Origin of the sequence: Gluconacetobacter takamatsuzukensis, from assembly GCF_014174275.1 — a bacterium.
GTDB lineage: Bacteria > Pseudomonadota > Alphaproteobacteria > Acetobacterales > Acetobacteraceae > Gluconacetobacter > Gluconacetobacter takamatsuzukensis.
Genome location: NZ_JABEQK010000009.1, coordinates 118902 through 130590 on the forward strand (window position 1 = coordinate 118902; position 11689 = coordinate 130590).

The window sequence follows — 11689 nt, forward strand, 5'->3', positions numbered from 1 at the left end:
TCACTCCCCGGCCATGCGGGACGCGCCGAGCCGGACCACCTGCCCGCTGGCGGTCAGCGCCTGCATCCGTCCCAGATCGCGCGAGACCAGCCGCATCACCAGCGCCGTCAGGTCGGCCACCTGCGCGCGGCAGGCGGCGGACTGACGGGCAAGGTGGTTGTAGATCACCACCGCCGGGATGGCAGCGACCAGACCCAGCGCGGTGGCCAGCAGGGCCTCGGCGATGCCGGGGGCGACCACCGCCAGGCTGGTGGCCTTGCTCGCCGCGATGCCGGTGAAGGAGGTCATGATGCCCCAGACGGTGCCGAACAGGCCGATGAAGGGCGAGGTAGCGCCGATGGTGGCCAGCAGGCCGGTGCCGCCCATCAGGCGGCGGCCCTCGGCGGCCTCCAACCGCTCCAGATGCAGGACGATACGCTCCTTGAGCCCTTCCCGGTCGTCGGGAATATCGTGCGACTGCCTGCGCTCCGCTTCGGCCGCCATGACCAGACGATGGGCGATGCCACCATGCTCGCGGGTCCATTCTTCGCCCAGATCGAGCGTGCCTGCATTCGCCAGAGCACGTTCCGCCCTGTTCAGTTGCAGGCGGATACGGAGCAGTTCGACCGACTTGGCGATCAGGATCGTCCAGGTCAGCAGCGAGGCCACGGCCAGCAGGGTCATCACGCACCGGACCACCGGCCCGGCATTGAGGAACATCTCCCACGGAGAAAACGAAATCGGAGTCATCAGCCACCTCCAGAGGACGGCGCGAGAAAGGCCCGTGCAAGACACGTGAAGGCCACGATGAGAGGGATGGACAGAGCCGCCCAGGACAAGGGAAGCCAGATGCCGCGCTGGCCGAGCAGCGCTGAGAACAGCCCAAACAAGGTGAGCACACCCAGCATGATCGGCCATGGCCAGACGGCAATGGCGCGGCGAGCGGGCTGAGGCGCAAGCGATTCAGGGGGAAGCAGGCTCATGGAAGCGCCTCCATGACCACCGTTTCGCTGTCCAGATCGAACCCGAGGGCACGAAGGCGGGTGTCGGTCGCCACCTTCCGCTTGGCCGCCCAAAGCACGATGCCGCTGATCAGGACGGCGATCACCACCAGATCCAGCCACGCCCAGAGGATCTTGAGCGGCATTCCGCCATAGTCACCAAAATGCAGAGGCCGGGAAATTTCGAGAAAGCGCAGATACCAGGGCATCGGATAGGCCCCCGTCAGTTCGCCCGTACGCGCATCGACCAGGATCGGCGTGAACAGTCGCGCCCGCAGCGGCGTCGCCCCCCGCGTCCACAGCACGTAATGGACAGGGCTGCCAAAGGGGGCGCCGGGAAAGGCCAGGCCCGTCACCTCGTTGCCGGGGGACGCCTTGGCCGCCACGTCAAAGGCTGCCTGGACAGAGGACAGATGGTCCTGCGCGGCGACCGGCAGGTTTGCATAGGGTTTGAGAATCTGGCGAACATCGGTGACGCGCCAGAGGCCGAAAAGCGGGGTCTGGAGTTCGTTGATGAAACCGGTGAAGCCGACCACCAGCGCCCAGACCAGCGTGGCGGCACCCAGCAGATTGTGCAGATCCAGCCAGGTCAGGCGCGCCGCCCGGTCCCGCCGCACCGCGCCGAATGGCAGCCGCTTCATGAAGCGGCCGTAAAGGACCGTGCCCGAAACCAGGGACGCCACGAACAGCCCCCCCATCGCCCCCATGAACAGCGCACCCGGCAGGCCCGCGAACAGATTCATGTGCAGGCGCGTGCATGTGCCCAGGATGATCCCTGTCCAGGTCCGGGGGGCGGGCTTGTCGGCAGGGGGCGACTGTTCGACCACCTTTGCCGTGCGGGCATCGAACTTGATCCAGTGGCCGGAATGGCGATTGGGAAATTTCTCGTCGTCCTTCAGGGCCTGCCAGCTTGGCGCCATGGAAACCAGGACCGCCGGCTCGTCATCGTCCGGCGAAACCTGGGTGACGATATGGCTGGGATACAGTGCCCGGGCGTTTTCCACGATGACATCGAGGCTGGCATTCGGCGTACCGGGCGGCAGCACCGCGTAAGGTGGATCGTCGTCGCCGACAAAGGTGTCCCAGATCTGCTCGGAGAACAGCATCGGCAAGCCCGTCACGCAGACGACCAGCAGGAACAGCGTGCAGGCCAGGCTCGTCCATTTATGGACGACGAACCAGCGGCGAAGCGTGGCCGTGGTCATTGCGCCGCGCATCCGACGGATGTGGGTAAGTCTCGTTCGCAACTGAACGACCCACACATCACCAAAATCCACCTTTCCATCCCTGCCTCCACGGGTGCGTTGACCCTTGGGCCTTTAACCCAGGCCGGTCCCAGCGATCGTCGGCTCCGCCAGAACAGGCCTCTATTATCCAAGACGATAGAGAGGGCGCGTTTTCCAGCAGCTGACGGAGAAAAATCATCCGGCGAAGGCAGATACGTCCATTTTACGCCGCGCTTCGAAAGCCACACCCGCGCCACGTTCGGAAAAAAACCGGCTTCCGACCGAATTTCATTGGAAAAATCTTCCACCCCATCGTGATGCCTAATAGGAAGGTGCGAATGCAAGGTATTCTCAATATGACCTGTGGGAATACGTGGCAAGCGCACCCGGAATACACGCGCGAGCAGGCGCAGATGAGGAGCGTAAAGGGTGACGCGATCGACCGAGACCCGGCGGGATGACCGGAAAACGACATGCAACGGATTGCTGCTGGCAGCCACGGCGGCCGCCACGCTGGCGCTTGCGGCGCCGGCCTTCTCCCAGACGACCGGCACGGTCGCGGCAGCCAGCCAGGAGACGCGCACCTATGATATCGGCACGCAGCCTCTCGCCTCCGCGCTGATGGGCTTCGGAAAGCAATCCGGCTTGCAGATCACGGCGGGCGGAGAGCTTCTGCGCGGGGTGAACACATCGGGCGTCCATGGGCGCCTCACGTCCCGCCAGGCGCTCGGGCAGCTTCTCTCGGGCACCGGCCTGACATACACACCTGCCGGAAGCGGCACCATCGTGTTGACCCAGGCCTTGGCCGCGGCGATCACCCTGGGCCCGGTTCGTATCGGGGGCAATCTGTCCTCCCGTCAGGATCCGGGCGGCCCGGGGGTGGGTTATGTCGCCACCCGCACCATGGCTGGCTCAAAAACCGATACCCCGATCATCGAAATCCCGAATTCGATTCACGTCATCACCAAGCAGCAGATGATCGATCAGCAACCCCAGAACGTCATGGAGGCCCTGCGCTACATGCCGGGCGTCAGCGTCGAGGCGTTCGGTGCCTTCGGCAACGGCCCGGCCAGCGGACAGAATCCCGGCGCGATCCAGCAGCGCGGGTTCAATACCGCGCAATTCGTCGATGGCTTGCGCTCCTATTCCGCTAGCGCCGGGGAAACCTCATTTCTGGAACGGATCGAGGTCATGAACGGCCCGGCCTCGGTGCTGTACGGCCAGAGCACGCCCGGCGGCATCATCGACATGACCCTGAAAAAACCGACCGATACGCCGCTCCATAACGCCACGCTTGGTTTTGGCAACTGGGGACGATACGAAGCGACCTTCGATGTCAGCGACAAGGTCAACCGCTCCGGCAGCGTGCGTTACCGCATCGCGGCAATCGGCGTGACACAGGGCTCGCAGACGGATCATGTGGATTATCACCGGGTCGGCGTGCTGCCGTCCATCACCTGGGATATCGACCCGAAAACCAGCCTCACGCTGGTCGGCTCCTATATGTACACACCGGGAGACGGCACGAACTGGACACAGCTTCCACCCGCCATCCTTCTGAACGTCAATCACTATGGGCGCATCCCCCGCAGCCGCTTTCTCGGCGACCCGAACTGGAACGTGTCCGGCCAGAAGGATGCGCTGATCGAATACCAGTTTCGGCACAGCTTCAATCGCTGGATCGATTTCAGCCAGAACCTGCGATGGGAACGATCCGAAGACTTCGAAAAGAGACTCACGCGTGGGGTTATCATCCTTCCAGACCTTTACGGACGCGGCGCCTACGAAGGCGGGGGACGCGCCTCGACCGTTGGCCTCGACACGAGAGTCGGCGGGAAATTCTCCATTGGCCCGGTGCATAACAATTGGATCGTCGGCACCGATTTCCGTGAATATGATGACAAGAACGGTACCACGTCCGACGACACGCCGGGATATAACGGATATCCCGGATCAGATGGCTACTCGTTCGTGAACGTCTATGATCCGCACAGCAACTATGTTCCGTGCATCAACATTCACTCATCGACCTGTCTCAATTATGTCTATGGAAGCAACGCCTCCTATTTTCAGGAAGGTGTCTATTTTCAGGATCAGATCAAATATAAAGGGCTTTCCGTGATTCTCGGCGGCCGTCAGGACTGGATCAATTATCACGGATATACCGAGTCAGGATCGAACGAAAATGCGACCAGTACTTACATCCTGACGAAAAGCCACAACCTGCCGCGGCCGCAGAGCGCGTTCACATGGAGGGCAGGTCTGGTCTACAAATTCGATTTCGGCCTCGCCCCTTATTTCAGCTATTCGACCTCCTTCGTCCCGCAGAGCTTCGGCCAGAGAAACTGGGAAGGAAAACTGTTTCCTCCCCTGACCGGCAAGCAATTGGAAGCGGGGATGAAATACGAATCCCCCGATCACAATATCTTTCTGTCAGCCGCAGCATTCCGCATCGAGGAAAATCATTTCCTGGTCAACGATCCGCTTCATGATTCCTTTTCCAGCGATGCCGGAAAGGCCCGTTCGCAGGGGTTCGAGCTTGCCGCCAATGCGAATTTCACCCGCGACCTGCGCTTCAACGCGTCCTACACCTATGAGGACGTGACCTATCTCGACAGCAACCTTTCCAGCACGCAGAAATTTCCTGATGGCAGCACCGGCAACGTGGTGTCCGAAAAAGGGAAATTCGTGGAAAGTATTCCGCGCAATATGGTGTCAGGATTTCTGGACTATACGCCGCCAGCACAGTTCCTGAAGGGTTTTGGAATCAACGGGGGCGTTCGCTACACCGGATTTACCTATTCCGATGCGGTCAACAGTTTCAAGGTGCCCGCCCATGTGCTGTTCGATATCGGCGCGCATTATGATTTCGGTCAGGCGCTCCACACGCTCAAAGGACTGCGTGCGCAACTTGCCATTTCCAACCTGACAAACAAATATTACATCGCGTCCTGCGGCGGCACCTATTCCTGCTATATCGGACAAGGCCGCCGCGTTTACGGCAATCTCTCCTATAGCTGGTAACGGGGCAGCCCCTGGATCTCTGCGCCGTGAACGCAGGCCGGATATTCTCGTTGGCTCTTGCTTTCCCGCGCGCGTTCGCCTAACCGAAGTTAAGATTTATTCGCACTACGAGGCGGCATGAGATCATGCCGCCGCCATGCGCGGGCGCGGAGGAAGGTGGCGTGACGCAGGAGGGTGCATTACTGGCGCTGTACCTCGCAAACCGCCGCGATCTTGTGAACTACGCCAACAGCTTTACCGGCGACCTGTTCCGCGCCGAGGATATCGTGCAGGAGGCATGGCTGCGGCTCGTGGATGCATCCCGGCGGAGCAGCTTCCACGCGCCACGCAGCTATCTCTACAGCATCGTGCGCAATCTCGCCCTGGATGAGCGCCGCCGGGGTCGGCGGGAGGGCCTGCACCTCGCGCCCGACCCGATCGATATCGTCGCCGACACCGTTGCCGCCGATCCGCCCGATGCCGAGCAGGCGCTCGCGGATCATGAGGAAATGGACCGGCTGCGTACAGCAATCGCCGAACTGCCCGAGCGCACGCGCATCGCCTTCGAAATGCACCGCTTCGGCGACCGCAAACTGCGCGAGATCGCGTCCTTCCTCGGCATTTCCGTGTCCGGCGCCGGCCAGCTCGTTGCCGAGGCTCTGGAGCACTGCAAGGCGCGGTTGAACCGTTCATGACAGGCGTCACACAGCCCGCGTCCTACAGCGTGGAGGATTATTTTGGAAAAGACCCGGTCCAGGTCGTCTTATGGATGAGGGACCGGCTATACGGATCAACCGCGCGGAGCGACGTGGCGTCTCGCGCCGAAGGGTAGGCATGGCGACACACTCAGATCCGGAAAAGCGACGGGCCTCGAAGGAGGCCACGGCATGGTTCGTGCTCATGCAGGAAGAGCCGGATGACCCGGACATGCTCGCGCGGTTCACGGCATGGCGATCCGCCTCTGGCCTGAACAGAGAAGCATGGGACACGATGCAACGCACTGCGGGCCTGATCGCCCGCCTGCCGCCGGCCAATACCGGCGACTGGCGCAACGTGCCGCGCTATCAGGCACCGCGCTGGTATCGACGGCCGGCGGCCCGTGCCGCCACTGCCCTCGCCGTGGCTGCCTGCGTGGCGCTTCTTCTGGCCCCGACCGCCCTCCTCCGACTCCAGGCCGATGACATCACCGGCACTGCCGAAACGCGTGAGATCGCCCTGGGCGATGGTGATTCCGCCCGCCTGGCACCGAAAAGCGCCATCGCAATCGACTATGCAGCCGGTCAACGCCATGTCCGGCTGCTGGCCGGCGAGGCGTTCTTCACCGTGCGGCACGATCCTGCCCATCCCTTTACCGTGACAACGGGCGCGGTGCGCACCACCGATATCGGCACCGCGTTCGATATCCGGCGCGGCGCAAACGATGTCACAGTCGCGGTTCGCGAAGGCCAGGTGCGCGTCGAAGGCGGAACGGTGCGGGCAGGCGGTGTGGAACTCGGCGCGGGCGAGATCCTGACTATTGGGCCGGAGACCGCCCGCCGCGCCGCCATTGCGCCAGACCATATCGGCGCCTGGGGCCAGGGGCTGCTCGCGGCCGACGAAGAGCCGATGGGCGAAGTGGTGGATCGCCTGCGCCCATGGCTGGGAGCGCGCGTGGTGATGGCCTCGCCTCAGGCCGGACGGCATGTAACCGGCGTTTATGACCTGACTGCCCCAGAGGAGGCCCTGCGCGCCGTCGCCAGGGCGCACGGAGCCGAAATTCATCATCTTTCGCCCTGGATCGTCGTAGTCCGCTAATCCGCCGGTTGCCGGACCGCGCCGGGAAAAACCTTTCCGTCGCTCTCTCCGGAACTTTTTTTGGAAAACGCTTTCGCCCGAACGTCTCCGGATAGGGAGATGCGAATGCAAGGAATTCTTAACCACAAGGTCGAGATCCACATGGCGCTCCCTCCGCAACGCGCATGAGGAGTCGAACGGGTGACGCCAGGGACAGAGAACAACCGAAACGGCGGAAAAAGAAGGGCACACCTGCTTCAGGTGACAACAGCCATGGCCGCTCTCGCCGCACTCCATCCCCTGGCGACCGAAGTGACACCGGCTGAAGCCGCCACCACGCAGGAACGGGAAGACCCGACACTGTCACTCCGGAATTTCGATATCCCCGCGCAGCCACTATCGGCCGCCCTGATGCGGTTCGTCCAGCAGGCCGGACTACAGGTCACGGCGGATTCGGCACTTCTGCGTGGGGTGAACACGTCTGGCGTCCATGGTCGCCTCACGCCCAGGCAAGCGCTCGGACAACTGCTTGCGGGCACTGGCCTGGCCGCTCTCCCGGCTGGCGACAGAACCGTGGTGCTGACGAAAATGTCTTCCACCATCACGCTGGGTCCTGTTCGCGTGGGCGGCCAGACGCATCCCGCATCCGACCCGCAGGCACCATACGGCCCGGGCCAGGGCTTCGTCGCGACCCGCACGAACACCGCGACCAAGACCGATACGCCGATCATCAAGGTGCCGCAATCGATCTATGTCGTCACGCGTCAGCAGATGGACGATCTGCAGCCGCTGACGATCATCGAGGCATTGCGCTACACGCCCGGGATTTCTGCCCCCAATCCGCCTGGCGGGGGGCTGCCGTGGGTCAACTCGCATGATATCTACCAGCGTGGCTTCCAATCCGACACGTTTATGGATGGCCTGATCGCCGACACGTCGCCTTCGACGGTCGAGCCTTTCTTCATGGACAGGATCGAGGCGCTCAGCGGTCCGCCATCGGTGATGTATGGGCAGGCACTGCCAGGCGGCGCCATCAACGTCTCCCTCAAGCGGCCGACGGAAAAGGTGCGCCACGAGTTCAATGTCGGCTTCGGCAGCTATGGGCGCTACGAAGGACAATTGGATATGAGCGGCCCCCTGACGAAGGATCGGACGCTTCTTTACCGTGTCGTGGCCATCGGCGACACGCAAGGAGACCAGACCGCATACAGCCATTACAAGCGGCTGGCGATCATGCCGGAGCTGACCTGGAACATAGACGACAACACGTATCTGACGCTGATCGGACAATACAACGCAATTCCGGAACTGAGCGCGAATTCTGCCGGACCGGCGATGTCTGCGATCTTTCCAGGTTCCTATCCCCGATATTCGCCCCATACGTTCACCGGGGACCCAGCGTTCAGCAACTCCCACGGTGAATCACATCTTTTCGAATATATATTCTATCATCGCTTCAACAAATTCATCCAATTCTATCAGAATTTCCGCTACGAGCATAATAATGGCTGGTTCAGCGACCTCTTCTCGCTCGGGCTCGATCCCAAGACCTCGGAACTGAGCCGCTACGCGATGATGCTCGGGGACAACGAACACGCGGTCCTGATGGACAGCCATGCGCAGATGGATTTCTCCACCGGGCCCGTGCAGCACAAGGTTCTGGTCGGCGTCGATTTTCGCGTTCAGCAGGAAAGCGATACCTGGGGAATGGATTTCAACGCCCCGTCGCTGAACCTTCTCAAACCACAATATTATATCTATTCCACGAAAACCTTTTTATCAAACATCGGAAACAGCTTTTCCGGTGACGTAAGCGACTACGAGCAGGAGGGGATCTATTTCCAGGATCAGTTCGCCTGGAAAGGCTTGAACGTGACCCTTGGCGGACGAGAGGATTGGAACAATTACGGTGGCACGTTCGCGCGAGCCTTCACCTGGCGCGGCGGCGTGAATTACGTATTCGATTTCGGATTGGCGCCGTATTTCAGCTACGCGACGTCGTTCAATCCGCAGGTTGGAAATATCTACAGCGGCGCCCAGCCCCAGCCCTTGTCGGGCAAGCAGTGGGAAGTGGGGCTGAAATACCAGCCGCCCCATAGCAGGATGTTCTTCTCGGCCGCAGCCTATGACCTGCGGGAGAACAATGTTCTCGTCACTGACCCCTATCATCAGAATTTCAGTCTTCAGGTCGGTCAGGTTCGGGTCCGGGGTGTGGAACTGGCTGCGAACGCAAATCTTGCCCAGGGCCTCGATCTCAGCGCGAGCTATACCTATATGGACCCCGAAAACAGCCGAACCAACCTGACGGATACGGACATAAACGGTAACATTGTTTCTTTGAAAGGAAAGTCTCCAACGCAGATTCCGCGCAATACGGTCAGCCTGATGGTCGATTACAGGCTGCCCAGGGAAATTGCGCCCGGATTCTCGATCAATGCCGGGCTACGCTACGTGGGATTCACCATGGGGGATCAGGCGAACTCCTTTCATGTTCCGGCCTATACGCTTTTCGACGGCGGGGCGACCTATGATTTCGGTGCGCTCCGTCCTGCACTCAAGGGACTGAATGTCCGCCTCAGCCTCGTGAATGCCTTCAACAAGGAATATGTCGTCAACTGCACCTCAAGCGATAGCTGTGCGTGGGGGCAACTGCGGCGCGTGACCGGGCAGATCGGCTATCGCTGGTAGCCCATACTCATATTAACGAAGCACTTGGGCAGGCTCCGGTGCTGGCGGACGCCCCGGTTCACAAGACCAGGGCGAGCCACGGCCCGATCCACCGAACGCGCGCCTGCCGTGCATGGGCGATGGCATCCAGTGCGGCAGCAGGATCGCCCATGTTGTAGACGCCGGAGACGGGCTGCTGCGCCAGTTGTGACGACACGACAATTTTTCCCCGCAGCCAGGGACGCAGCCGCGCCACGACCTCCCCAAGCGGTTCATCATTCGCCACCAGTAGGCCATCAGCCCAGACCCCGATCTGATCGGGGGGAACAGACGTGCGGAAGGTCGCCGCGCCGGCGCCTAGCGCCTGCCCCTCGCTCAGATTCTGCCCGGCCGCCGGCAGGCTACCGCCACGCACGTGAACGCGACCAGATTTGACAGCGACGGCGACACTTTGTCCATCACGCCGGACATCGAACACGGTGCCGACATCCTCGGTCTGGTAGGCGCCGGCCGTCACGAGAAACGGGTGGCGTTCATCATGCGTGACGGAGAATAGCGCCTCGCCTGCCAGCAGGATAACGTGGCGCTTGTCGCCATCGAAGGCCAGCGCACTCGCCGGGCCAAGCGTGATGGACCCGCCATCGGGAAGGTGGATGGTGGCAATCCTGCCCGTTCCCGTGATCTGGTCGGCGCGCAGGCGCAGCGCGATGTCCGGAGCCCCCAGCATCAGGGTGATGCCAGCCGCCAGCCCCGTGACGCCGGCCATTACCCACCGACGGCGCGGCCAATGGCGGGTAGCAGGCAACGCAGGCTCTGCCGGCCCGACAGCACGCGGCCGACGCTGCCAGTTCCCTGTATTGCCGACGGGAAGTCGTGCCACAATCTCCGTGGTCTTTTCCGTACGCCGCCATGCTTCATCGTTGGCATCGGACGTCACACGCCAGGCCTGGAAACGGTGCCAGGTCGCCGGATCGTCAGGCTCCTCCTGAAGCAGGATCAGCCAGTCCGTCGCTTCCTTCAGGGCACGCTCGCGGATCGGATCGGGTTGCGTCGCCATTACAGTCCTTCAGGATCACGACACGGAACAGGCATTCGCCGTAAGGCGCATGGTATTCCCCTATAAATCTTTGACGGAGATCGGGATGCGTTTTCCAAGCTGATCCGATAATTTTCTCTCATGGCCAATCGACACGCCGGCGACACCGCCCGACTGCCTCCGATACCAGGACATGTGCCATTGATACCGAAATATTGAGGAACGCAGCGATCTCGCGCAGCTTGCTACCGCCAAAACGGTGCATCTCGAAAGCGATCCGCATCTGCTCCGGCATCTCGGCCATTACCGCCCTCACCGCTTCGACGGCATCCCTGTCGCGCATGGCCTGGTCGAGCGGCACCTCGCCGTCTGTTACGGTCGAAGCCGCTGTTTCGGGAAGGCTACTCTCAAGAACCACGCCTTCACGTGCCTTCTGGCGACGGTAGTCGATGGCAAGGTTGCGCACGATACGATAGAGATAGCGCAAGGGATCGGCCGGCCAGATATCGGCAACGATCCGCGCGAAGCGCAGCCATGCCTCTTGTACAATGTCCTCCGCCTCCGATCGGTCGCTGACCAGACTGTTGGCGTATTTCAGCAATGCCCTCTGATGCGTGGTGTACAGGGACACCACCGAACCCGTCTGTTCCAGGGAATCCACAATTTCAGTGCCTTGACCGATCTCCGAACAACCCAGCCCTCTTGCAGAGAGCGAACTTGCAAATCATTATCATCTTCGATCGTTACCCGGTTCGCGTTCCGGCGGCAAGCCGCTGATTGCCTGTTTTCAACCGTGAAGCTGGAATCTTTCCGTGCTGGGCAACATCTTCGGTAAGACTCACGGAATGCTTCCCCGCACAGGAGTCATGGCGAGCGTACCACTGGCCGGAGCGGGAGTCGGACCTGCCTCGCTGCCTTCCCGTGTCCATGGAGACCGACCAATGCAACCTTGCGCTTGCCAAGCCAGACGACGAGGCCTGTTACAAGCACGGCGATCGCTCCAA

General features: G+C 61.6%; 9 protein-coding genes. 4 read left to right on the forward strand and 5 right to left on the reverse strand.

Annotated elements, in window-relative coordinates; genetic code table 11:
• The 3 genes from exbB to HLH27_RS12535 are packed head-to-tail and all read right to left on the reverse strand — an operon-like array spanning position 1 to position 2185.
• Positions 1 to 729 (reverse strand): tonB-system energizer ExbB, encoded by a 729-nt coding sequence (exbB, locus tag HLH27_RS12525; protein WP_182950373.1) that lies wholly within the window; start codon positions 727 to 729, stop codon positions 1 to 3.
• The gene (locus tag HLH27_RS12530) at positions 729 to 962 is read right to left on the reverse strand and encodes a hypothetical protein (protein WP_182950374.1); all 234 of its coding nucleotides are present in this window, start codon (positions 960 to 962) and stop codon (positions 729 to 731) included. Before HLH27_RS12530 ends, exbB begins: the two co-directional genes overlap by 1 nt.
• Complete coding sequence (locus tag HLH27_RS12535; protein WP_182950375.1) at positions 959 to 2185, reverse strand: PepSY-associated TM helix domain-containing protein; 1227 nt, start codon at positions 2183 to 2185, stop codon at positions 959 to 961. Before HLH27_RS12535 ends, HLH27_RS12530 begins: the two co-directional genes overlap by 4 nt.
• A 450-nt stretch (positions 2186 to 2635) precedes the next feature.
• Between HLH27_RS12535 and HLH27_RS12540 the strand changes: the two genes are divergently transcribed.
• The 4 genes from HLH27_RS12540 to HLH27_RS12555 all read left to right on the forward strand — a co-directional run bounded on the left by HLH27_RS12540 (position 2636) and on the right by HLH27_RS12555 (position 9670).
• The gene (locus tag HLH27_RS12540) at positions 2636 to 5230 is read left to right on the forward strand and encodes a TonB-dependent siderophore receptor (RefSeq protein WP_338029897.1); all 2595 of its coding nucleotides are present in this window, start codon (positions 2636 to 2638) and stop codon (positions 5228 to 5230) included.
• A gap of 161 nt (positions 5231 to 5391) precedes the next feature.
• On the forward strand, positions 5392 to 5904 hold the full coding sequence (locus HLH27_RS12545) for an RNA polymerase sigma factor (protein WP_338029898.1): 513 nt from the start codon (positions 5392 to 5394) through the stop codon (positions 5902 to 5904).
• Between the two features lie 139 nt (positions 5905 to 6043).
• Complete coding sequence (locus HLH27_RS12550) at positions 6044 to 7003, forward strand: FecR family protein (RefSeq protein ID WP_275943914.1); 960 nt, start codon at positions 6044 to 6046, stop codon at positions 7001 to 7003.
• A gap of 252 nt (positions 7004 to 7255) precedes the next feature.
• On the forward strand, positions 7256 to 9670 hold the full coding sequence (locus tag HLH27_RS12555) for a TonB-dependent siderophore receptor (protein ID WP_182950377.1): 2415 nt from the start codon (positions 7256 to 7258) through the stop codon (positions 9668 to 9670).
• 58 nt (positions 9671 to 9728) lie between these two features.
• Here the strand turns inward: HLH27_RS12555 and HLH27_RS12560 are convergent, their stop codons facing one another.
• Positions 9729 to 10706, reverse strand: coding sequence for a FecR family protein (locus tag HLH27_RS12560; protein ID WP_182950378.1), 978 nt, complete (start codon positions 10704 to 10706; stop codon positions 9729 to 9731).
• A 118-nt stretch (positions 10707 to 10824) separates the two neighbouring features.
• Complete coding sequence (locus tag HLH27_RS12565; RefSeq protein ID WP_338029899.1) at positions 10825 to 11346, reverse strand: RNA polymerase sigma factor; 522 nt, start codon at positions 11344 to 11346, stop codon at positions 10825 to 10827.
• Positions 11347 to 11689: the final 343 nt, after the last annotated feature.

Coding starts and splice junctions, on each gene's coding strand:
- HLH27_RS12535 (WP_182950375.1), bottom strand. CDS start 2,185: ATGACCACGGCCACGCTTCGCCGCTGGTTCGTCGTCCATAAATGGACG.
- HLH27_RS12530 (WP_182950374.1), bottom strand. CDS start 962: ATGAGCCTGCTTCCCCCTGAATCGCTTGCGCCTCAGCCCGCTCGCCGC.
- HLH27_RS12555 (WP_182950377.1), top strand. CDS start 7,256: ATGGCCGCTCTCGCCGCACTCCATCCCCTGGCGACCGAAGTGACACCG.
- exbB (WP_182950373.1), bottom strand. CDS start 729: ATGACTCCGATTTCGTTTTCTCCGTGGGAGATGTTCCTCAATGCCGGG.
- HLH27_RS12550 (WP_275943914.1), top strand. CDS start 6,044: ATGGCGACACACTCAGATCCGGAAAAGCGACGGGCCTCGAAGGAGGCC.
- HLH27_RS12560 (WP_182950378.1), bottom strand. CDS start 10,706: ATGGCGACGCAACCCGATCCGATCCGCGAGCGTGCCCTGAAGGAAGCG.